This window comes from Kordia sp., assembly GCF_965224175.1.
In the GTDB taxonomy this organism is placed as follows: Bacteria; Bacteroidota; Bacteroidia; order Flavobacteriales; family Flavobacteriaceae; genus Kordia.
The window spans coordinates 1,294,070-1,315,439 of the sequence record NZ_OZ245041.1; the positions used below are offsets into that span (position 1 = coordinate 1,294,070).

At 32.0% G+C, this 21,370-nt stretch carries 25 protein-coding genes; 8 read left to right on the forward strand and 17 right to left on the reverse strand.

Features of this window, described 5'->3' with window-relative positions:
- Positions 1–79: 79 nt before the first annotated feature.
- Complete coding sequence (rpmH, locus tag ACOQOS_RS05665) at positions 80–238, reverse strand: 50S ribosomal protein L34 (protein WP_083777297.1); 159 nt, start codon at positions 236–238, stop codon at positions 80–82.
- A 171-nt stretch (positions 239–409) separates the two neighbouring features.
- On the opposite strand from rpmH, the gene ACOQOS_RS05670 reads away from it, so the two are divergent.
- Positions 410–976 carry a DUF2892 domain-containing protein gene (locus ACOQOS_RS05670; RefSeq protein WP_420574000.1) on the forward strand — a complete coding sequence of 189 codons (567 nt, stop codon included), beginning with the start codon at positions 410–412 and terminating at the stop codon, positions 974–976.
- 62 nt (positions 977–1,038) lie between these two features.
- On the opposite strand, the gene ACOQOS_RS05675 is transcribed toward ACOQOS_RS05670, so the two are convergent.
- From ACOQOS_RS05675 to ACOQOS_RS05720, 10 genes are all read right to left on the reverse strand, one after another.
- Positions 1,039–1,374: a hypothetical protein gene (locus ACOQOS_RS05675; RefSeq protein ID WP_420574001.1), complete on the reverse strand. Its 336-nt coding sequence runs from the start codon at positions 1,372–1,374 to the stop codon at positions 1,039–1,041.
- Positions 1,375–1,557: 183 nt separating this feature from the next.
- Positions 1,558–1,758: a hypothetical protein gene (locus ACOQOS_RS05680; protein ID WP_420574002.1), complete on the reverse strand. Its 201-nt coding sequence runs from the start codon at positions 1,756–1,758 to the stop codon at positions 1,558–1,560.
- A gap of 147 nt (positions 1,759–1,905) precedes the next feature.
- Positions 1,906–2,910 (reverse strand): hypothetical protein, encoded by a 1,005-nt coding sequence (locus ACOQOS_RS05685; protein ID WP_420574003.1) that lies wholly within the window; start codon positions 2,908–2,910, stop codon positions 1,906–1,908.
- Positions 2,903–4,315, reverse strand: a complete 1,413-nt coding sequence (locus tag ACOQOS_RS05690) for a hypothetical protein (protein ID WP_420574004.1) — start codon at positions 4,313–4,315, stop codon at positions 2,903–2,905. Before ACOQOS_RS05690 ends, ACOQOS_RS05685 begins: the two co-directional genes overlap by 8 nt.
- Positions 4,312–6,699: a hypothetical protein gene (locus ACOQOS_RS05695; RefSeq protein WP_420574005.1), complete on the reverse strand. Its 2,388-nt coding sequence runs from the start codon at positions 6,697–6,699 to the stop codon at positions 4,312–4,314. Before ACOQOS_RS05695 ends, ACOQOS_RS05690 begins: the two co-directional genes overlap by 4 nt.
- Positions 6,700–6,702: 3 nt before the next feature.
- Positions 6,703–7,425: a hypothetical protein gene (locus ACOQOS_RS05700; RefSeq protein WP_420574006.1), complete on the reverse strand. Its 723-nt coding sequence runs from the start codon at positions 7,423–7,425 to the stop codon at positions 6,703–6,705.
- Positions 7,398–8,531 carry an AAA family ATPase gene (locus ACOQOS_RS05705; RefSeq protein WP_420574007.1) on the reverse strand — a complete coding sequence of 378 codons (1,134 nt, stop codon included), beginning with the start codon at positions 8,529–8,531 and terminating at the stop codon, positions 7,398–7,400. Before ACOQOS_RS05705 ends, ACOQOS_RS05700 begins: the two co-directional genes overlap by 28 nt.
- 6 nt (positions 8,532–8,537) lie before the next feature.
- The gene (locus ACOQOS_RS05710; RefSeq protein WP_420574008.1) at positions 8,538–9,179 is read right to left on the reverse strand and encodes a hypothetical protein; all 642 of its coding nucleotides are present in this window, start codon (positions 9,177–9,179) and stop codon (positions 8,538–8,540) included.
- Positions 9,180–9,353: 174 nt separating this feature from the next.
- Entirely contained in the window at positions 9,354–10,313 is a 960-nt protein-coding gene (locus ACOQOS_RS05715; RefSeq protein WP_420574009.1) for a lytic transglycosylase domain-containing protein, read from the reverse strand.
- A 174-nt stretch (positions 10,314–10,487) separates the two neighbouring features.
- Positions 10,488–11,150 (reverse strand): alpha/beta hydrolase, encoded by a 663-nt coding sequence (locus tag ACOQOS_RS05720; RefSeq protein ID WP_420574010.1) that lies wholly within the window; start codon positions 11,148–11,150, stop codon positions 10,488–10,490.
- Between the two features lie 115 nt (positions 11,151–11,265).
- Between ACOQOS_RS05720 and ACOQOS_RS05725 the strand changes: the two genes are divergently transcribed.
- Positions 11,266–11,562, forward strand: coding sequence for a GNAT family N-acetyltransferase (locus ACOQOS_RS05725; protein ID WP_420574011.1), 297 nt, complete (start codon positions 11,266–11,268; stop codon positions 11,560–11,562).
- A 56-nt stretch (positions 11,563–11,618) separates the two neighbouring features.
- Here ACOQOS_RS05725 and ACOQOS_RS05730 read toward each other — a convergent pair whose 3' ends face one another.
- From ACOQOS_RS05730 to mtaB, 3 genes are all read right to left on the reverse strand, one after another.
- Positions 11,619–12,524, reverse strand: coding sequence for a DUF6438 domain-containing protein (locus ACOQOS_RS05730; protein WP_420574012.1), 906 nt, complete (start codon positions 12,522–12,524; stop codon positions 11,619–11,621).
- Positions 12,525–12,638: 114 nt separating this feature from the next.
- Positions 12,639–12,791, reverse strand: coding sequence for a hypothetical protein (locus ACOQOS_RS05735; protein WP_420574013.1), 153 nt, complete (start codon positions 12,789–12,791; stop codon positions 12,639–12,641).
- Positions 12,792–12,807: 16 nt separating this feature from the next.
- Positions 12,808–14,145, reverse strand: a complete 1,338-nt coding sequence (gene mtaB / locus ACOQOS_RS05740) for a tRNA (N(6)-L-threonylcarbamoyladenosine(37)-C(2))-methylthiotransferase MtaB (RefSeq protein WP_420574014.1) — start codon at positions 14,143–14,145, stop codon at positions 12,808–12,810.
- A 128-nt stretch (positions 14,146–14,273) separates the two neighbouring features.
- Between mtaB and ACOQOS_RS05745 the strand changes: the two genes are divergently transcribed.
- The 5 genes from ACOQOS_RS05745 to ACOQOS_RS05765 all read left to right on the forward strand — a co-directional run bounded on the left by ACOQOS_RS05745 (position 14,274) and on the right by ACOQOS_RS05765 (position 18,644).
- Positions 14,274–15,905: an ABC transporter substrate-binding protein gene (locus tag ACOQOS_RS05745; RefSeq protein WP_420574015.1), complete on the forward strand. Its 1,632-nt coding sequence runs from the start codon at positions 14,274–14,276 to the stop codon at positions 15,903–15,905.
- Positions 15,906–16,152: 247 nt separating this feature from the next.
- Positions 16,153–16,395: a hypothetical protein gene (locus ACOQOS_RS05750; protein ID WP_420574016.1), complete on the forward strand. Its 243-nt coding sequence runs from the start codon at positions 16,153–16,155 to the stop codon at positions 16,393–16,395.
- A gap of 68 nt (positions 16,396–16,463) precedes the next feature.
- Positions 16,464–17,933, forward strand: a complete 1,470-nt coding sequence (locus tag ACOQOS_RS05755) for a TlpA family protein disulfide reductase (RefSeq protein WP_420574017.1) — start codon at positions 16,464–16,466, stop codon at positions 17,931–17,933.
- Positions 17,934–18,065: 132 nt separating this feature from the next.
- Positions 18,066–18,359 (forward strand): hypothetical protein, encoded by a 294-nt coding sequence (locus ACOQOS_RS05760; RefSeq protein ID WP_420574018.1) that lies wholly within the window; start codon positions 18,066–18,068, stop codon positions 18,357–18,359.
- A 21-nt stretch (positions 18,360–18,380) separates the two neighbouring features.
- On the forward strand, positions 18,381–18,644 hold the full coding sequence (locus tag ACOQOS_RS05765; protein WP_420574019.1) for a hypothetical protein: 264 nt from the start codon (positions 18,381–18,383) through the stop codon (positions 18,642–18,644).
- Positions 18,645–18,743: 99 nt separating this feature from the next.
- Here ACOQOS_RS05765 and ACOQOS_RS05770 read toward each other — a convergent pair whose 3' ends face one another.
- The 3 genes from ACOQOS_RS05770 to ACOQOS_RS05780 form a co-directional block, all read right to left on the reverse strand.
- Positions 18,744–19,169 (reverse strand): hypothetical protein, encoded by a 426-nt coding sequence (locus tag ACOQOS_RS05770; protein WP_420574020.1) that lies wholly within the window; start codon positions 19,167–19,169, stop codon positions 18,744–18,746.
- Positions 19,170–19,180: 11 nt separating this feature from the next.
- Positions 19,181–20,356 (reverse strand): GlmU family protein, encoded by a 1,176-nt coding sequence (locus tag ACOQOS_RS05775; RefSeq protein WP_420574021.1) that lies wholly within the window; start codon positions 20,354–20,356, stop codon positions 19,181–19,183.
- A 103-nt stretch (positions 20,357–20,459) separates the two neighbouring features.
- Positions 20,460–20,711: a type B 50S ribosomal protein L31 gene (locus tag ACOQOS_RS05780; protein WP_007094320.1), complete on the reverse strand. Its 252-nt coding sequence runs from the start codon at positions 20,709–20,711 to the stop codon at positions 20,460–20,462.
- Positions 20,712–20,857: 146 nt separating this feature from the next.
- Here ACOQOS_RS05780 and ACOQOS_RS05785 point away from each other — a divergent pair, with 146 nt between their 5' ends.
- Positions 20,858–21,361 (forward strand): DUF4199 domain-containing protein, encoded by a 504-nt coding sequence (locus ACOQOS_RS05785; protein WP_420574022.1) that lies wholly within the window; start codon positions 20,858–20,860, stop codon positions 21,359–21,361.
- The last annotated feature ends 9 nt before the right edge of the window (positions 21,362–21,370 follow it).

Sequence of the window (21,370 nt, forward strand, 5' to 3'; positions counted from 1 at the left end):
AAAAATAAAAAAACGTTTGGGTACAAAAAAGGTGTTGCTTTAAAAAAACAACACCTTATTTAATATACTATATATATCATTACTTCTTATGTCTCAATTCAGATGACACAGAAATTTTCTTTCTTCCTTTTGCTCTTCTACGAGCTAGCACTTTTCTCCCGTTAACAGAAGCCATTCTTTCTCTGAAACCGTGCTTGTTTCTTCTTTTTCTTTTCGATGGTTGAAATGTTCTTTTCATTACTTTATATATCTTTAATTTCTCTTGAAAATAATTGTAAATGCACGCGAGATTCCTTTCTAAAAGTGCGGCGCAAATATACAAAGAGTTTTTACTTTTGCAAATACATTTTAAAAAATATTTTCGATTGTTTTTTATACATTTGCACCCTCGACAAATATATACCGTTTTATGTTCAATAAAAATATTAAATTAATTATAGCTGCAGCGATTTTTGCGTTTGCAATTTACCAAATTTATGAGACTAATATTGGTAATGGAATTTTCTTAATTCTTTTAGCTGCCATCTTTATCTTATTATACTTTAAAAACGAATTTATTTTACTTTCATTTTTGAAGTTACGAAAGCAAGATTTTGATGGAGCAAAGCGTTTGTTAGCAAAAATCAAGAATCCACAGACAGCCTTAACTACCAAACAGCAAGGTTATTACTATTATTTACATGGAATTATGGCTTCTCAGAGTAATTTGACACAAGCTGAGAAACATTTACGCAAAGCTGAAAAATTAGGCTTAAGCATGGATCATGATATGGCTATGGTAAAAATGACCTTAGCAGGTATCGCGGCACAGAAGAATAGAAAGAACGAAGCTAAGAACTTAATGAAAGAAGCTAAGACACTCGATAAGCGTGGAATGTTGACAGAACAAATCAAAATGATGGAACAGCAAATGAAACGTGCTGCAAGTGCTCCTAAGCAGCATTATGGAAACCGTCAGCAGATGCGCAGAAGATAATTATTATAAATTCTATATAAAATATGAAAAGTCGGAAGAAATATCTTTCGACTTTTTTGTGTTTATAAAGTATTAAACTCTTCAATTTCCTTTTCAGCCAAGTACTTTTTTAGTTTTAATTCTCGTAGCTTCTTTTCTAGCTTGCTTTTTGCCATTATATAACAGACCGCACAAACAATCGGAAAAATCACTACGCCGAATAGCACAGCATTTTGATATCCCCAGGTTTCTATCATTGGTTTTCTTCCGCGTCTACCTGGCAGATAAGGAAAAATAAAACAGAATCCGATGCAAGCTAAAATTCCAAGCGGAATCCTTTTTTTCATGCGAATAAGTGCATTTCGACATTCTAGCATTTCAGATTCTATATTTTTTATTTCATCGTTTAATTCTTTCACATTTGAATAGTTTTAACTGAAAAAACTTATAGAAAATAAAGATACTGTTATAATTTAAGTTACCTATCAAATAGGTATTTAATTCGATTTTAAACAAAAATAAAGCGAGCACAAGGCTCGCTTTATAATCTCCGTAAAGATTTGTTGAACATTAAAGCTCAAACCTTCACGCTCGGTTATTGATTATATCGGGCAAAGGTTAGAGTTGCCATTGTTACAATCTGCTGTGCAATCTGCTCCTTTTGTGCAATTCCATGCGGTTTGAAATGGTGTACATCCATCACTACAACCATCTGTAATTCCTCCTCCTTTTACATGTTGCTGATTGAGATTAGAGACTGATTTTTTGTTTAGAGATAATCCTTTAAGGTTTTGTTTTTTCATGCGTACAGCGTTTTAATCTTAATATTTACAGATTAAAAGTAGTTAGGTTTCAACAACTATTGAAGCATATATAGTCGCTATTTATAAATACAGACATGTCTGAAAAAGTCTTTTCCTGTTTTTGTAGCTAAAAAATTACGTATCCTTTTATTTTCGATGAATTCGATGACGAATGATATCTTTTGTGAGTTGAGAATCTCCTTTTACAAAATGGCTAAGCAATGATAAAACATCATCATTTTTATTGTTCCTAGAGATTAATTCGTATGCCATTTCTTCTATTTCTTGTTTTGGAGCAATATCGCGTTCGTATTCTAGTTTTAGTACTTTTAAAAAGTTATGTTCATTACTTGAACTAACCATTTTATTTCTAAAAGCTATGAGTACGTTTTTTAAGTTTTCTGTTTCTTTGAAATTAGCAAACATATTATTTGCGCAGTTTACAGCATCTTTATTATCTCTCCAACCTTTCACAAGTAACTCGTTAGCCGATTGTTTATTGTTCATCTTTTTACGATATATCAATGCTGCTTTTACATATTGATCGTTGTTTACATAATCGTCTGCAACTATTTGATAGTGTTTATGCGCTTTTTTAGAGTCTTTTAGTTTTGTGTATATGTCACCTACTTTTTCGTTCATTTCAAGCTCTTTGTATAGCTTAATTGATTTTGAATATGATCTAGCGAATTCATAACATTTTGCAGCTTCTAGTTTATCATCGCATCGCCTTAGGTATAAATTCGCTGCTTCATTATACAAATGCCCTTCTTTTAAGATACTTGCTGCCCTGTAAGGGTTTCTAAGTAGTTTTAGTTGAATATATGCTGCTTTTTTGAATTGTTTTTTTTCTATGAATTCATCACAAAGTTGTTCATAACGATCCATTAGAGTCTGAAACTGATTGTCGCCAACAGTAGAAGATCCACCACTAAAACCACTTCCACTACCCGATGCATTCTCAAAGAGAGAATTCACTAAAAATGATAAAATAATAAACAATAATAATAAGACAATCAATGCACCTAGAAAGCTGGCGAAACTTCCAAACATGATCGCATTTACGATGATGTATACTAATTTAAAAAATAATACGAAGATGATGAAATAAATCAGCTTCGCATGAAACTTACTTTCTTTCACTTTACTCATCGATGATTGTTTTATTTTTTCTTATTAATAAATATAAAAGACGTATCACAATTGCTCCTGTGAATACCGCAAATAGGATTCCTAATTCACTGGTTGTCAACATTGGGTAAAAGAGATAAATTAATAGACCAATAATGACTAGGAAAATGACCATTTTACTTTGAGTAGACAATTCATTTCCTCCAAAATAAAATCCACCATCATTTACTTTTTCTTCATCATCAAACGAAAACATTTCACTATCTTCTGGTAAGTCTAACCATGAAGGATTTTTACTTTTTACAGGTTTTGGTTTGTTACGGTTTATGTGTTGTATGTAATAAATTATAAGTAATGCAATGACAATCACTAGAAAAGTCCATAAGATTGTTTGAATGATATTGCCGCTAGATGTAGATCTGGCTGTATCAATAGCTTGTTTATTTGTATTATTTACATACGCATCATTGTTCGACTCGGTATCATCGGTTGCGATGACAAGATCTTCACTAAGTGGTTCTTTTTCGGTATCATCTTCACTTGCTATGATCAATTCGTCAGAAACAACTTCTATTTGATCTTTTTTTAGATGATCTATCACAAGATATCCAATCCAAAATACAGCAATAATTGCGATGACTCCAACAATGGTTTTCATGCTACTTTTTGCACTTTCTGATACATTTCCTAATCCGATAGATTCAAAGAAGTTACTTTTAAATTTAAATTCAGCATACGCTTTTCCACGTGAAGTTCCCATCATATCTAATGGAATTGCCATCTTTAAAGCTGCTTCAGGATTTTTTTCAAGGTATCTTAAGTATTTTTCAACTTCTCTGTTATTTCCTTGCAATACTTTTTTCATGTTGAAAGGTAAATCCTGTGGATCAATATCTGCATCTCCAAAAGGATTTGCAAGTCCTTCCGTTTCTTCTTTTTCTTCAATTTCTACACTAAATGCTGTGACTCTTGCTGGAATGTTTACTCCTTTTGCAGGTTCAGTAATTGCTGGAAAACGTTCTTGAGAAGCTTGCAATAAAGTTTCCCATTGCAATTCCTCTTCGAGTTCCATCAATCCAAATTCATGATGAAAAAAATGCGGAGTTCCGTTTAGTATTTTTTCGTATTCTTCCGCAGAAAGTGCCATATTTAGCATTGTGTTTTCTGGAAGATAGAAACCTTTATGTGCTTTTTGTATCGCAATATTTTTACCTATGTCTAGATTTTTATAGGCTTCGTTTAGAATGAGTACTATTCCCGAAATACTGTTAGCTTCTAATCCTGGACATACATATACAGTACAATCTGAAAGTTTTAGTTGCATACGCATAATTTCCGTCAACCATACTTTTGGAGAAGCATGTTTGATGAAAATTCCACATCTTGGATGCGGATTATGATCGGTATGTACTAAAGCTAACTTCATACGTTTAGTATCTTTTGCATAAATGGTTTTAGGTACTGTTCTTCAAAAGAAAGCACACTTATTTTTTTTGCTTCCGAGTCGTCTGGATAGAAATAATCTTCTCCTGCAAATTCGTTTTCTGTTGCCAATGCCAGGTCGATTCCTATGTATGACGATAGATAAAATTTTGGAATTGAATGATTTAAACTTTCAAATATAATCACGCCATTTTTATCAATAGTTATGCTGCTTCCGTTCATAAATTCTGCGCGTAAATTTCGCCTGTGAAAATATACTGTAAATTCTTCTTCCAATTGATCTCGATCTCTAGTGGTCATTTCAAGATAAATTGATTCACCATATAATTCGAGTTGATGCTTGAAATTGAATATCAGCTTTAAATCTTTTGTAATGGTCAACGAATTGATTTTTGTAAAAATAGAACCTTCAAAATAAAATCCATGGCTAGATAGATAACTCTTTAGCTGCATTTTGAGTCCTGTACTTGGCATTTCTACTTTTTCATACGTTTTTTCAAAAATGTCAAACTCTGTAAATACAGGATCTTCGCTGTAGTATTTTCGTGTTGCTAAATAAAGTCTGTCTTCATAAACGATTAAGTGTTTGAAGGAAACTTTACTGTAATGACTCAAATCTTCTGAAAATGTAAATGTAGAAGTAGCTGTTTTGAACATCATATGATTTTTAACTGTCCAAAATAGTACTAAGATTTCTCCGCCATAAATTACAGCTAATTTATGTTGCTTGATACCTGTTGTAAATTTGATATCTTTTTTGAACATTTCAAAGCCTTTACTTCTCGAATGCGTTCTAAATACATCTCCGTTTTTCTGTACGATGTATCTATAATTTTCATCTGCAAAGTTGATTACATTTCTAGCTGGAAAACCGTATAAAATTGGATAGTTAACAACATTTCCATTATCACTTTGCGTATTTAGTTTTTTATGTGTTCGTTTTCTAGTAGGCGGATTTCTCCAAAGCTCCTTTAATGGTAGCTGAATGTGTTTTACCAAGCGTTTGGAACCACTTTTCATTCTGTAGACATCTATATTTCCTTCTATATCTGCGGTAATGACACCTCCAAATTTATCATGATGTCTATTAAATATTTTTCGAATATTTGCGTGTTCCAAGGATTTTGGAGACGTAAATAGCGTGATTTCTATGTTTTCTTCTTCACACTCATCAATAAACTTTTGCATGGCTTCAGCAGCATCTAATAATGGAGATGTTAATTGTAAACCATCTATAATACTTTCTTTTGTTTCAAAGTCCAACGATTTATAATTTACACCTAAAGCATACGGCTGAAAGTTCATTTCATTTTTTGGATGATGTATTAACGAAAATGCTGTTGCATATAATAGTGTTTTGGGCGTTCCCCAACTTTTAATTGTGGTATCTATTAAAAATATTCTCGTACGTAAATCTTCTTCCGGAGTTGTTTCACGACGAATAAACAAGGCTTCTTTGTTGGCGATTCTGTGTAAAAAAATCAAATCATCATTGGCAAATTCCGAAATTAAAATATTATCAAACTTACCTTTGTTGGTAATGTCTGAAATTCCGCCAAGTGGCATTTCCCCTGGATGCGCATAATGCATCGGTAGCTGAATTCCTGACCAAATTCGTTTGATGAGACTTCCCATGAAAAATGTTTTTGGTTCTTCAATGAGTTGCTGAATTAAATCTGGATCTTCACTAACATATTCCGTTTCTTCAGGTTCAACAGGAATCTCATCAATGTTTAACCATGCTTTTAGTAAATCATTTACGCTTGGATAACGTTTGTGTAGCAACGCTAAAGCATTGATATCTTTACTTAATGCTGAAACTGTAATTTCAACTTTTCTACTGCATTCATTGAGTTGGAAATCTTGATTTTTGATACAGGTCAAGATATCATCTTTGTATTTTGCATGTAAACTATGATTGGCTGTTTGAAACAAAAACGTAAATAAATCGAGTCTGTTTGTACCTTTTTTATAGTGTATTGGAAGCGCAATTAGGCTCTTCAAAAAAGATTCTGCAGCCAAAAAATCAATATGATCCACTGATGGGAAATTAGTATGATTTTCTTGAATTTTTCTAAAAATTTCATCCACAGCAAAACTGACTTCTCCGGAGTTTGTTGCTAGAAACGTTAAAATTAACGCCCCAAATGGTGGAAATCCAAACGGAGCTATTGTTTGTAAAACCTCTTCTACTTGTTCTTTGTAAGCAATGGTCATTCCTTCAGGAATACAAATACAATTGAAACCACTGTAATTTTGAACACCTTCATTCATACTACGTGTAAACATATAGTCAACTTCCCATTGCCAGAAATAGTCTGTATAGGATTGAAAATAGTATATTCCTTTTGTATGTGTTTCGCTCATGAGTTATCGTGACAATCGGTATCCGCTAATGCTGAGTTTTTGTAATTTTTCTTTTGGTAGCTTGTAATACGTACTATCTGTATGTACAACTATATAATCGTTTAATGCATTGATGTTCTTGTTGAAATAACTGTTTAATTCTGGATATTCTAAATCGTATCCCGTTGGAATTAAAAAGTTGTTTGCTTGCCAAAATGTTTTTCCTGGAACAGAAAGTAAAGGTGTTCCAAATAACAATGCATGATCATTTATGATTGTCCATTGCAACTGTTGTAATCGCACGGCTGGCGTTTTAGGAATGATTATATCTAATACTTCCAAACTAACCAATTGTACATTTGCTGATCGTTCTACGGTTGATGGTATTATTTTGAATTCAATTTTTGAATCGATTCCAAAATAGTTAAAATTATAATCTGGCATTTCTACAGGTAATGCTCTGTCTATTGGCGACCAAAGCAGCGAAGTTTTTAGACGTTCTTCTGGCAAATTTCCTCCTAAGAGAAATAAAGCATTATCGCGTTGAAAATATATTTTTTTGAATGGAATACTTCGTATTTCAGGACTGTATAATTGATGTGGAGAAATTCCGCGTACCCAAATATCTTGCATATCTGTTGCCATTCGCAATGATTTCCATACACGAACTTGAGATAATTTGTCTTTATATTTTGATGGCAATCGTAACCAGTATTCTGTTACGCCTTGTGCAAGATCTCTTTCCACAATTGATCTATTTCAGTATTTATATATTGCTTTTTTTGTTGATCTTTCACCCAATCTGTACGATTTTGCAAATAGCGTAATTTGTCTTTAATTACGTTTAATTCTTGCAGTGATAATTCCGCATTAGCGAACTTTGTTTTTAAGTTCTCAACTTCATTCATCAATTCCTCAGGATTTGGTGCTTTGTTAAAAAATGCTTGCGGATGTGCTTTTTCACTTGTGTCTTCTTTTTCTATGAGCGCATTTACAGTTGCTTGTAACGTTTCTATTTGTTCTTCCGTACTCCAAATGTATTTTAAAACCCAAAGATCAGAAAGTATGGCTTCTTCTCTATCGCACAACATGGCGCTGGCAGCAACTAAGTTTTGCATTTTTACGGCACGTCTGTCAGATACTTCAATTCCTGTATTTCGTAAACTGTGAATTAATTCAATGTATGAACTACGAATTGGCGCTAGGTTTACTTGTTTTACTTTGCTTTGCAATCCTTTTATTTCTTCTGGGGAAATTAAAGTTTGTTCCGTTTTTTCGTTACGTTCTAACTTCCAACCTGCTTGCAGTACTTCTTCTAAACGATCTGGTTTTACGTTGTCTACTTTTAATCGAATCAAGAAACGATCTAACAAAGCAGCTAAGGCTTCATCTTCTGGTAATTGATTACTCGCACTAATAAACATTAACGCTGGTAATTTTTTTGTTTCTTTTCCTCTTCGGAATATTTTTTCGTTTAACGCCATTAGCAAACTATTCAGAATGGCTGAATTCGCATTGAATATTTCATCCAAAAATACCAAAGAAGCTTCTGGAAGCATCCCATCAGTATTGGTGACTAATTCTCCTTCTTTTAGCAATCGGATATCTAACGGACCAAAAATTTCATTTGGTTCTGTGAATCGCGTCAATAGATAATCGAAGTTAATTCCTCCTATTACATGACTCGATAATTGTTTTACAATTGCACTTTTTGCAGTTCCTGGAGGTCCTAATAAGAATACATTTTCTCTTGCCAAGAGACCAATTCCTAAGAGATCAATTACCTCATCTTTTCCAACAAAGATGTTTTTGATTTCATCGAGGATTGCTCGTAATTTTATAGTTTCGTTCATAATATATTATACTTCAGAAATGAATGCTCTCCATAAGTGACCTGTGTGTTCTCCTAGATGGATAGCGACGTTTTCTTGAATGATTTTGTGTGCCGTAAGGCTGAGATCTTTTTTTTCAATGACTCTGTCTGTAAATAGTGTTCGAAAACAATTATTTTGAAAGAGTGTTACACATATTTCTTCATTAAATTCTAATTCAAAATCGTGTCCGATTGCTGAATATTGAAAGTTTTGAAGGTATTTTTTGAGTATGATGACTAACCAATCATCAAAGTCGATACTTTCTAGTTCTTTGATAATGAAAGGTAAAAACCGTAATGACAAATCTGCAGAAAGTTGTGTTTCTGGTGATATTTCGCCTGTAAAAGCTTCAAAGAATTTCCCAAGATTTTTTGGTTCTTCCAATCGATGTGCTAAAAATTGCGCTGCATAATAGATTGTTTTGGCTCCCCAAATAGCTGCATTTCGATCAAATTTTGGTGCATCATACGGATAGTTAAGTGTTTCATTTTCATATTCTTGCTCTAAAAAATCAGCTACATCATTTAATTCATTAGTACTTACTTTTGGTTGATTCGTATATAAAACAAAATGTCCAGAAGTACGTAAATGATGAATGGTTTGTAGTATGTTATTTTGTATGCTCAAGAAAGTAAAAAAGTAATGACTTGTGTTTTAATCAGTTGGTAACACTCAAAAGAACGAAAATTTTATGGAAGAAACAATTTTGAACAAACAGGTTTTCAAAATAATTATTGAGCGTAAGAAAACGATACTACATAGTACAAAAAAAGCAGCTAAAAAGCTGCTTTTTGATATTTGTTATTTCGTATAATATCCGTTTTCAGGAATTGCAATTTTATACAACTTTCGTGATTTGTTATTTAATTTATTTTCACGCAACCAAGGATTGTGAATTTTTAAGATTTTATAGTTGATATTAAACTTCTTAGCAAAGCTTGCAAAGTTAGTTACTACAGTATCAACTTCAACTTTATAGGTTGGAATATGTGTGTATAAATCTTTTTCTGAAAAGTTAAACCCATATTTTTTAGCATTGGTAAAGATTTCTTTTAACGCAATAACTCTAAACATGTAACGCCCAGTTTCTTGTCCAAGTAATAAGTCGTAGTATGAATTTACTTGTTGTTTTTTCATACGCTTCCCTACTCCGCCATTTCCTGCATTATACGCTGCTGCTGCTGATGTCCAGTTTCCAAATTTCTTTTTAGAAGCCAATAAGTATTTACAAGCGGCGTGCGTTGCTTTTTCTAAATGGTAACGTTCATCAACATTGGAGTTGATTTCCAATCCATGTTCTCTTCCTGTTGTTTTCATGATTTGCCAAATACCTCTTGCACCTGCTGGAGATGTTACGTTTTGCAATCCGCTTTCAATAACTGCTAGGTATTTAAAATCATCTGGAACTCCATGTTCTTTTAAGATTGGTTCAATAATTGGAAAATATTTGTTGGCGCGTTTAAATAATAACAATCCATTAGACTGCCAATATGTGTTTACTAACAACTCACGATCCATGCGTTCTTTGATGTCTGGCATGTGCAATGGTACTTCTTCTCCTGCAAAATTGAGTGTTTCAGGAATTTCTAGTGCATATACGTTATAGTCATTTTCTTTCTCTGCTTCAACTTTTCCTATTTCGTTTGTTTCTGCTGGTTCAACTTCTGCCGTAATGGCTTTTTCTTGTTGAACAGCATTCATCAATAACATTCCGAGGAAAATTAATCCTAAAAAGGCTAATCCATTCTTGATTTTACGCATATTGTAATTTTTTAAATATTTTCTTAATCGACTTTAAGTTAGCTATTTTTTGGCGAATTGTAAAATGATTGGGTAGAGATTACAAAAATAGTAAACTGATTTAGAATCACGCTAGTATCTCGGTACTTTATTGTTAAAAATCAAGAAAACTTTCAAACTGGGCGTATTTTGATATTATTCTTTAATTAATCGTGGCAAATTTTCATTAAACCATTTGTATTTATTGATGATCATGATGTGTGTTCCGCCTTTGATAGAAATACAGTCTGAAATATGCTGTATTGGGAAAACACCATCTTTTTCTCCGTGAATATGAATTGTATTTGGTAATGGTTTTTCTTGTTTCCAGTTTACAATTTGTTCTATAGACCAATCTAAGTAGTATTTATCACGAACAGAAAGGTATTCTTCATACAACTCTAAACGTTTCGTAGCCAAGTCTCCAAAAGCAAATTTGCTCAGTGCTTCTATGTTACCAACCAAACTTGTAGGCAAAAGTTTGTATATTTTTGTGTTCTTTGCAAACTTCATACGACGCGGCAATTCGTGTTTCGTTTTTACGCTCGATACCACAAAAAGCTTTCTTACGTTGATATGTTTTGCCATTTCTTGCACTAAAATTCCACCAAAAGAAACACCTATTAAAACAATATTTTCATGTTTTATGTTTTGTACCATTCGAAATGCATAATCTGCTAGAGTTTCTCCTTTTTCAGGGACAAACCACTCTAAAAAATATATTTCAAATTCGTCTTCTGATAATTTTATATGCTTAAATATAGAAGGATTTGCAGCCATTCCTGGCATGAAATAGACAGGTATTTTATTTTGTTTCATACAGATAGTCGTACTAAAAAATCGGAAATCTACTCTAAATTTCTTATCTTTGCAAAAGTTAACCCAACATTTCTTCTAATCACACCATTTTGAGATTAATTTAAATTAAACTGCTATGGATAATGAAATAGTTATCAATGATAACGAATTTTTACGTCAATTTGAACACAAAACAGCTGATGGAATGGCTAAAATTGAATATTCCTTACAAGAACGTAAAATATTTTTGACAAAATTGATCGTTCCTGAAACACTCGAGGATGCTGGTTTTAAAGATGCATTTATCCGAACTGTATTAGACAGTATTCAAGAACGAAATTTACGCGTTGTGCCAACTAGTCCAAAGATTGCTAGTTTTTTAAGAAAACACAAAGAGTATAAAGATTTATTGCCTGTAGGCGTTAGAATCTAATTTCTGTTGAGAAATTAAAAAAAGGGAACTTTAACGAGTTCCCTTTTTTTGTATACTTATTTATTTTTCAATTTCTCCAACACTATTTTTCCTTGTTCTTCTACTTTCTCCAGTAAAGTTCTTAGTTTTTCAGGTGCCGTATCTCTACCACGTATTTTAATGGTTTTTCCTCTAAATGTCAACTTTGTATATTGTAAATCCATCAAGCGTTCATTGATATAATTATCTTCAAAACTATTAAAGTTTACCTGTTCAAATGCTGTATATAATGCCATTGCATCTTTTGCAGGAATTTCTACTCTATGTCTTCCTTTTATAGTCGCATTTGATTCTCCTGTATAATATATAAGTCCATCTTCAAGAATCTTTAATTGGTATTCTTCACAACTTCCCTTACATGGCGACTTGTATAGCATAATGAAGTTTTCCGAAGGAAGATATGCTACTTTTTCTTTACTCTCATTAGGCCTTTGAATCTTTCCATTACTAGAAATTTTCCCATTCTGTCTTGATCCTTCATCTTTTACGATGATCTTCTTGTCTTTTTGCATCATTTTTATTCTGTTAGATGCTTTTAATTCTTTTTTAAACTTAACAGTTACATTTTCGCCAGATAATGTCACACGATCTTTGTTTAGATTGATTTTTGAAACTTTACTCAAAGCATTTACAACAGCTAAAGAGAATTCTGAATCACAACATATTTTTGTACATCCCAAATCAAGCATTTTGATTCCGTCTTTTCCTGTAATTTCATAAGTTCCAAAACAGCTATTCCTATCGAGTTTCAATAAAAACTCTGTATCACTTTTAATAAAAAGAGTTACTTCATTGGCCACAGGAATAGATTTTCCTTCTTTTACTAAATCAGTAATGCGCCACGAACTACCAATAAATTCTTTGGTAGAAGCATCGCAGCTAACTAAGGTTAAAACTAAAACAGAAAGTACGAGTGTTTTCATATATTCTTTATTTTTGATAGTTAAATATAAGTATCTATTTACAATTACTTACAGATACACCATCATATTTACATGAACTATACCAAACAGTAGTAAAACTCGATAAAGTGTATGCTAGCGCTTTCTATTTTTCTTGATTTCTTTTTTTAGTGCACTTTTCTTTGCCCACTGATTTAACTCAGAATTTGGGTCTTGTGCTTGTTCATCAAGTTCTTCTTTATGTAAACCTTTGAAGTTTCTTTTCGTGATATGAATACTTTTTGACATGTACGTATGTGACGGGTTAGCTAGAAGCTACTGTTTCATTAATAAAATCAAAACGAACCATTCCATCATCGTCAATTTTAGTTAAGGTAACTTCATGAAGTGTGTTGACCAATTCAGGATTCCAAGGTGCTTTTACTTTTACATAGTTTTCTGTAAAACCATGGATGTAACCTTCTTTATTTTCTCCTTCAAAAAGTACAGTTTTCGCCTTCCCTATTTGACTTTCATAGAATGCTCTACGTTTTTTTACGGACAAACCACGCAACATCTTACTGCGCTTTTTTCTAACATTTAGTGGCACAACGCCTTCCATCTCTGCAGCAACTGTATTTTCACGTTCCGAATATGTAAACACATGTAGATATGAAATATTGAGCTCAGCTAAGAAGTTGTAGGTTTCTAAGAAAATTTCGTCGGTTTCACCAGGAAAACCAACAATAACATCTACTCCAATACAAGCATCAGGCATTACTTCTTTTATTTTTGTAACACGATCTACATACAATTCGCTCATGTAACGACGACGCATCAAACGTAATAAAGTATTACTTCCGCTTTGCAATGGAATATGAAAATGTGGTACAAATGTATTGCTCTTTGAAACAAAATCAATGGTTTCGTTTTTTAATAAATTTGGTTCTATCGAAGAGATTCGTAAACGTTCAATACCTTCAACAGTATCTAAAGCTTGTACCAACTCTAAAAACGTGTGTTCGTGTTTTTTGTTTCCGAATTCACCTTTTCCGTAATCACCTATATTTACACCAGTTAAAACAATTTCCTTGATGTTTTGTTCTGAAATTTCTTTCGCATTTTTCAATACATTTTCCAACGTATCACTTCTAGAAATTCCTCTTGCCAACGGAATTGTACAATACGTACATTTATAATCACAACCATCTTGAACCTTTAAAAAGGCACGTGTACGATCGCCAATAGAATAACTTCCTACGTAAAAATCAGCCTCTTCAATTTCGCAAGAATGCACTTCTCCAAAGTCATTTTTCGTAAGATCGTTGATATAATCTGTGATTTTAAATTTTTCAGTAGCACCAAGTACTAAATCTACACCATCGACTGCCGCCAATTCTTTAGGTTTCAATTGCGCATAACAACCAACTGCAGCAACAAAAGCATCAGGATTTACTTTTTGTGCTTGTTTTACAATAGTTTTAAAGCGTTTATCTGCATTTTCGGTAACACTACATGTATTAATTACATACATATCAGCGTGTTCTGAAAAATCTACCTTTTCAAATCCTTCTTCTTGAAAGTTTCTGGCAATTGTAGAAGTTTCTGAAAAATTCAGTTTACAACCTAGCGTATAAAAAGCAACTTTTTTTCTATCGTTCATTCCTGTACTTTTCTACCAAAACGGTAGCGATTTATATTTTTTATTGTGTACTTTTAAACCTTTAAATCAACATCTTATTGTTTGATTTTTATGGTCAAAAGCCTGCAAATTTACAATTAATTCAGCATATGATAAAATTAACAATACAAGATTTTAAATTGGTAATTACCTATATATCAATTCTTTGTTTGTTATTGATTTCTTTTTCGTGTCAAGAAAATAATTCTGAGAATCGAGATCATTTAGTTTTCCGCTACAATGAGCATGCAAATATTACATCATTAGATCCTGCTTTCGCAAAAGATCAACGTAATATTTGGGCAGTACATCAGCTTTTTAATGGTTTGGTTGAAATGGATACTGATTTAAACGTAATTCCTTCTATTGCAAAATCTTGGAAAGTTTCTGATAATGCTTTAAACTATGTATTCACTTTGCGTGATGATGTACAGTTTCACAAACACGATTTGTTTGGAGAAAAACGTACACGAACCGTAAATGCGTATGATTTTGAATATAGTTTTGGTCGAATTTTAGATGATAAGTTAGCGTCTAGCGGACGCTGGATTTTTAAAAGTGTTGCAAATTTTAAAGCAATTGATACTACAACGTTTCAAATTACACTAAAACAACCTTTCCCTGCGTTTTTAAGTTTACTAACAATGAAATACTGTTCCGTTGTCCCAAAAGAAATTGTGGAACATTATGGAAATGATTTTAGAGCAAATCCGATTGGCACAGGACCTTTTCAGTTTAAGATTTGGGAAGAAAACACAAAATTAGTCTTACGCAGAAACCCAATGTATTTTGAAAAAGATGCTTCTGGAGAAACTTTACCGTATTTGGAAGCTGTTGCCATTACTTTTTTACCTGACAAACAAAGTGAATTTTTACAATTTGCCCAAGGAAACATAGATTTTCTAAATTCTCTTGATCCGTCATACCAAGATGAAATTTTAGATGCTTCTGGACAATTACGTGATACTTATTCGAAAAACGTTCATATGATTTCTGGACCGTATTTAAATACTGAATATTTAGGAATTTATATTGGAGATAGCACTAATGTTTCCAGTCATCATTTGTTGCGAAAAGCCATGAATTATAGTTTTGATCGTCAGAAAATGATCACATATTTACGAAGCGGAATCGGATCGCCAGCCATTCACGGTTTTATTCCGAAAGGCCTACCTGGTTTTGCAAATATTAAAGGATTTGATTATCAACCAGAAAAGGCGAAGAATCTAGTGAAACAATATATATCCGAAACTGGAAATAAGTCACCTGAAGTTGCTATCACTACTAACGGACAGTATCTAAATTTCTGTGAGTACATTCAGCGAGAGCTAGAAAAAATAGGCGTTAAAGCTAGTGTAAATGTTATTCCCGCTTCTACATTACGTGAATTACGATCAAAAGGAGAATTGCCCATTTTTAGAGCCAGTTGGATTGCAGATTATCCTGACGCAGAGAATTATTTGTCCTTGTTTTACAGTAAAAACTTTACGCCAAACGGTCCAAATTATACACATTTTAAAAATGCTCAATTTGATGAATGGTACGAAACAGCTTTACGCGAAACAGATGCAGACAAACGTGCACATTTGTATACAAAAATGGATTCTCTATTAATTTCTGAAGCTCCATTAGTCCCTTTATACTACGATCAAGTTGTGCGATTTACACAAAAAAATGTACAAGGTTTAGGAATTAACGCTTTGAATCTGTTAGAGTTAAAACGCGTTAAAAAAAGTGAATAATATTCTTCAAAATTCACATTGTCAATCTTACATAAAACTTAATTACAGATATTTTTAAGCCTTAAACTGATTTTACTTATAAAAAATTATATATTTTATCTTATAATATATACAGAATATCAAACTTACAAACATACCTAAACATTAATTATTTATACTAATAAAATACACAGAAAGAAGGTTTTTACTTATATTTTTTTTATAAAAATTAATTCTTTAAATTATGATGTTAGAAAAAATTTCATCTTTGGGTAAGGTCCTAAGTAAAACTGAACAACTTGCTATTCTTGGTGGTTCTGTTGATGAATTCCAACAAGGAACTGGTACTTGTACCGCTTTTGCTCCTTGCAAAAAACCTGGTAAACATGACGATAGTTGTGGTGGCGGTGATTACATTAGAGATGTTAGTAAAGCAGAAGCACAAGCACATGTTGCAAATGGAGGCCATTGGTGTTGCGAAGGTTGTAGTACAGCTTCTTGGTACTATTAATTTTATCAAAAATCAATTTACCAATTTAACAGGAAACATACTGAGTATGTTTCCTTATTTTTGTTTTTATGAAACATATTCCCTTTCTAATTATTTTTATTCTTATCGTCAGTTGTTCAGAGAAATCTACTACTCCTACTACCACGAAGACCACATTATCAACACCGAAAAAAGAAAATATTGTACTCATTTTTGGGAAACGTTCATTCAAAAAAGATACCATATACTTTAACAATGGAAAATCGTATTCTTTAAAAAGAAATCCTATCCTTTCCTATATACATCTTTATCCGTATGAGCGAAAGCAACTTATATCTAATAATATTGCTAAAAATGATACTATCATTATTCCAACCAAAAATCAAATTTTATTGGAACACAACTATCATTATTTTTATAATTCTACTTATTTGTTAAAAGCTGGAGATACAATTCAATTTGAGTATAAAGATGATGCGCCATATGCTACTATTTTGAACAATAAAAAACTAAAAGATGAATTAAATTTTGAAGTTTCTTATAATATGGCGAATAAGATATATATGAATAACATTCAATTTCGCGAAAAAAATAAAAGGTCCAGAACAAAAGAAGAAAGCAGTGATTACTACAATACTCTACTCCCCAATAGAATCAAAGAGTTAGCTACACTAGATTCTATAAATAAAAAAGGGAACTTAGATCCTGACTATTATAATTTATTGAACACTAAGCTAAAGTATACAATCAATCTTTTAACAAATTTTTCAGAAATAAAAAAAGAAAAAATCGAATTACAAAATGATAGCTTGTTGTCCATTTCAATTTACAAACACTTTTTACCTAATTATATTTGGCAAAAACTTGAAATTCCTACTATCAAGAAACGAAATATTCCAATGTATGATTACTTAGTAGCTTTTGATTCGGTTCAAAAAAGTGATTTATTATCAAAAAAAATAAAAAATTATTTATTATTTCATTCTTTGACTGAAATTGCTACATATTATTCTTTAGATGACTTTAAATTGTATCATAAAAAATTTACTGCAACTGTCAAAGACACAACACTCCTCAACATCATCAACAACAAGTATTTAACTAACTTTATTTCTTTAAAAGAAAATACAGATAAAATATATTTGATTAATAGAAAGAAAGAGAAAACTACCTTACAAGAAGTCATTGATCAACACAAAGGAAAAGTCGTCTATGTTGATTTTTGGGCAAGTTGGTGTGCTCCATGTAGAGTTGCCATTAAACCTGCTAAGAAATTAATACAACAGTATAAGAATAAAGATTTTGTATATGTCTATATCTCTATAGATACAGATTTTTCGAAATGGCAAACTGCGGCTAAGGAAGAAAATTTAACCTATTTTAGAAATAGTTATCTAGGAGTAAATTACCCGTCTGCTGCCTTTTACAAACAAATGCAACTAAAAACAATTCCACGATATATTATGTATGATAAACAAGGTGACATGATTTCAAAAGATGCACCAAGTCCAAAAGATGAAGAGATTCATGAGTTGATAAATCAGTATATTGATAATTAGTTTTTCATAAATATCTATAGAATTTACTGGAGCTAAAACGCGTTAAAAAATTCAACAGGCAATCCTCAATTGTAACATTTTTCTTCTTTTCTGTACACATAAGTATACGTTTAACTTAAAAAGAAGAAGATTATGTTTATGGGATCAGGAGCTGCATTTTACGTACTAGAAGATTTAGAAAGAACTAGGAGAAGACGCAATAGGCGAAAACCTTTTAGCAAAAGTCTGCGTTATTTCAAAGATCAAGGAATTAAAAATAAATTTCCAAAAATTACACAGATACAAATAAACGCTATTCGAGAGAAGATTAAAAAGCAAGATCGAAAAGATCGTGATCGATTGATTTTAGCTTTTATAATTGCAATTCCAGTTTTTATTGGAATTACCACAGGAATTGCAAGGATTTGGTCATCTTTAAATATATAATTCACCTTAAATTAATTTATTATGTCTGGTTTTTTATCATTAGCAAATACTATTATGCGTAATAATAAACGTAAGCGAATTGACAAGCTTGGACGTGTAGAACGCTATATTGACACAAAATCAACAAAGGCTGAATATAAAGAAGCTTCGGAATATACTTTGAGTAAAGTGAGAGATCAAGTGCAAAAACAACAACGAGAATCTCGTCATAATACAATTCTAATATTTACAATTGTTGGTATTCTTTTAGTTATTGTTATGTGCTATTTTTTATTTTTCTATTAACTTCCTAGTGAATCAGGTTTGTTTAGTTTTGGGTGATTCAGTTCAATAATTATCGATATAAAAAAAGCCGTTACTACATTCGTAACGGCTTTTGTATGTTTAGAAACGAAATCCATCGTCTTTCTTTTTTCCTAAATCTCCTAGATCTCTGTTTCCAATTAAAAAGTCTTCTGTAGGTTTTGTATCTTCTTCTGACTTTCCTATATCTGAGATTTTTGGTTTTTTACGTTCTTCTTCCAAGAAATCTTTACGCCATTTTCTACTTAATAGTTGGTAAACTCCCCAACAAATTAAAGCTCCAAACGGAATAAAAATAAGTCCTAGTAATAATTCATTTACATCATCTAAAATGTAATGTCCTGTTAGCTCCATATAGATTCCTAAAAGCACTCCTGTTACAAAAGCACCTCCATAGTAAGATACAATACCAACTATAGCGTAAACCCAAGGGATTTTTTGATTATATTTTTTAGCTAATTGGTGAAATTGCTTCCCAACTAGGATCATTATTACTATTTCAATCATAATTTATTTTTTTAGTCTTTACGCCATTTTTTTGTTTCTTCAAAAACATGTGCTAAAATCGCTTCGTCTTGTGACGTGAATTCAACTTTACGTCTTGCCATCACCACTTTAGCTACTTCAAAGGCTTTTTTGGTCAAATACGTTGTAAATCCGCTTGCGCCTCCCCAACTGTAACTTGGCACAAAGTTTCTTGGAAAACCAGAACCAAATATGTTAGCATTTACACCAACAACAGTTCCTGTGTTAAACATGGTATTAATTCCACATTTACTATGATCTCCCATCATAAGTCCACAAAATTGTAGTCCAGTTTTTGCGAAGTTTTCAGTTTCATAACTCCACAAACGCACTGGCGCATAATTATTTTTTAGGTTTGAATTGTTGCTATCAGCACCAATATTACACCATTCTCCTAATACAGAGTTTCCTAAGAATCCGTCGTGTCCTTTGTTAGAACACCCCATTAATACTGAGTTATTCACTTCTCCTCCAACTTTACAATAGGGACCTAAAGTTGTAGCTCCATATATTTTTGCAGATAATTTTAATACAGAACTATCACACATTGCCAAAGCGCCACGCACTACACAACCTTCCATAATTTCCGCATTCTTTCCTATATAAATTGGCCCTGAACTCGCATTTAATGTACAAAAATTTAACGTTGCGCCTTCTTCTATAAAAATATTTTCTGGAGCAATTACATTTACTGTTGCTGGAATTGGCTGAGAAGTTCTGTCTTTGGTTATTAAATTAAAATCTGCTTGAATAGCTTCTGCATTCTTTGAAAAAATATCCCAAGTATTTTCTATTCGCAAACAATCGGCTTCATAACTAATAATGTCATACGTATCAAAATCAACTTCATCTTGCTCGTCTGTTGTATGAAATGCAATAATTTCATCACCTGAAAAAATAGCTTGATTTGCTGTTAATCCCTGTATCAACGCTACTAATTCAGCATTTGGTAAAAAAGAAGCATTGATCATTACATTTTCTTCCAACTCTACCATAGGGTATTTTTCAGACAAATATTCTTCCGTAATTGTAGTCGTTGTTCCACCAAGATGTGCTTCCCATTTTTCTCTAATCGTTAGTATTCCGACTCTGATATCGGCAACTGGTCGTGTATATGTAAATGGCAACAATGCATTTCGCACGGTTCCATCAAAGAGAATATAATTCATTTTTGCTGAGTTTTTGTAAATATAGTATTATCTATAGTTATTTTTCAAAAAAAAATGTCTCTCAGTTTCCTGAAAGACATTTTGTATAGTGTGCTTAAAATTCTTATTTCTTGAATTTTGCGTATTTGTTTTTGAACTTATCAATACGTCCTGCTGTATCTACTAACTTAGACTTACCAGTGTAGTATGGATGTGAAGTTCTTGAAATTTCTAATTTGTATAATGGATACTCAGTACCATCAACTTCGATAGTTTCTTTAGTATCTACAGTAGACTTCGTAAGAAATACATCATTGTTAGACATATCTTTAAAAGCTACTACTCTATAATTTTCTGGATGTATACCTTGTTTCATCTTGTGTAATCTTTATTATAACTTTCTCAATTTTCGAGGTGCAAATTTAATTATTATTTCTGAATGTGCAACATTTAAATAAAAATATTTTGACATTTTCTAAGCTTGAATTTCTATATTTGTGTCTTGCATAAAAAAACGCCTTTATGTTTTCAAAAACATCACACTACGGAATTGCCTTAGGAATTCTTAATATTTTATTTTTCTTAGTACAATATCAGAAAAATATTCATACGGATTCTAAAAATATCTTTGCAATTTTAATGTTGCCAATAACGGCAATTTTTATTGTTCTAGCAATTGTAAAAGCAAGTAAAGATTATAAAGAAGAGTTATTTAGCATTCGTAAAGGTTTGCAGACTGGAATTGGTGTTATTCTTATTGGAGGAATTTTATTTTGGTTGTATCAAATTATCCATGCCAACTTTATAGAACCTGATTACATCAACAAATTAGCAACTGTAGCGCAAGAAGATTTAAAACTTGACACACAATTTAAACCTGAAGAAGTTGCTGAAAAAGTTGCTTTCTTTAAAGCTAATTATAAGTTTAGTTTGTTTATTGATATTGTTTTAAAGAGTCTATTTACAGGATTTTTTGTTTCTTTGATTACTTCATTGGTCATTAATGCCTTTTATAAACAACGATAAGATCAATTT

Coding starts and splice junctions, on each gene's coding strand:
- ACOQOS_RS05705 (WP_420574007.1), bottom strand. CDS start 8,531: ATGAACGAAACTATAAAATTACGAGCAATCCTCGATGAAATCAAAAAC.
- ACOQOS_RS05785 (WP_420574022.1), top strand. CDS start 20,858: ATGTTTTCAAAAACATCACACTACGGAATTGCCTTAGGAATTCTTAAT.
- ACOQOS_RS05760 (WP_420574018.1), top strand. CDS start 18,066: ATGTTTATGGGATCAGGAGCTGCATTTTACGTACTAGAAGATTTAGAA.
- ACOQOS_RS05780 (WP_007094320.1), bottom strand. CDS start 20,711: ATGAAACAAGGTATACATCCAGAAAATTATAGAGTAGTAGCTTTTAAA.
- ACOQOS_RS05745 (WP_420574015.1), top strand. CDS start 14,274: ATGATAAAATTAACAATACAAGATTTTAAATTGGTAATTACCTATATA.
- ACOQOS_RS05690 (WP_420574004.1), bottom strand. CDS start 4,315: ATGAAGTTAGCTTTAGTACATACCGATCATAATCCGCATCCAAGATGT.
- ACOQOS_RS05715 (WP_420574009.1), bottom strand. CDS start 10,313: ATGCGTAAAATCAAGAATGGATTAGCCTTTTTAGGATTAATTTTCCTC.
- ACOQOS_RS05765 (WP_420574019.1), top strand. CDS start 18,381: ATGTCTGGTTTTTTATCATTAGCAAATACTATTATGCGTAATAATAAA.
- ACOQOS_RS05775 (WP_420574021.1), bottom strand. CDS start 20,356: ATGAATTATATTCTCTTTGATGGAACCGTGCGAAATGCATTGTTGCCA.
- ACOQOS_RS05680 (WP_420574002.1), bottom strand. CDS start 1,758: ATGAAAAAACAAAACCTTAAAGGATTATCTCTAAACAAAAAATCAGTC.
- ACOQOS_RS05735 (WP_420574013.1), bottom strand. CDS start 12,791: ATGTCAAAAAGTATTCATATCACGAAAAGAAACTTCAAAGGTTTACAT.
- rpmH (WP_083777297.1), bottom strand. CDS start 238: ATGAAAAGAACATTTCAACCATCGAAAAGAAAAAGAAGAAACAAGCAC.
- mtaB (WP_420574014.1), bottom strand. CDS start 14,145: ATGAACGATAGAAAAAAAGTTGCTTTTTATACGCTAGGTTGTAAACTG.
- ACOQOS_RS05770 (WP_420574020.1), bottom strand. CDS start 19,169: ATGATTGAAATAGTAATAATGATCCTAGTTGGGAAGCAATTTCACCAA.
- ACOQOS_RS05730 (WP_420574012.1), bottom strand. CDS start 12,524: ATGAAAACACTCGTACTTTCTGTTTTAGTTTTAACCTTAGTTAGCTGC.
- ACOQOS_RS05755 (WP_420574017.1), top strand. CDS start 16,464: ATGAAACATATTCCCTTTCTAATTATTTTTATTCTTATCGTCAGTTGT.
- ACOQOS_RS05685 (WP_420574003.1), bottom strand. CDS start 2,910: ATGAGTAAAGTGAAAGAAAGTAAGTTTCATGCGAAGCTGATTTATTTC.
- ACOQOS_RS05725 (WP_420574011.1), top strand. CDS start 11,266: ATGGATAATGAAATAGTTATCAATGATAACGAATTTTTACGTCAATTT.
- ACOQOS_RS05670 (WP_420574000.1), top strand. CDS start 410: ATGTTCAATAAAAATATTAAATTAATTATAGCTGCAGCGATTTTTGCG.
- ACOQOS_RS05695 (WP_420574005.1), bottom strand. CDS start 6,699: ATGAGCGAAACACATACAAAAGGAATATACTATTTTCAATCCTATACA.
- ACOQOS_RS05720 (WP_420574010.1), bottom strand. CDS start 11,150: ATGAAACAAAATAAAATACCTGTCTATTTCATGCCAGGAATGGCTGCA.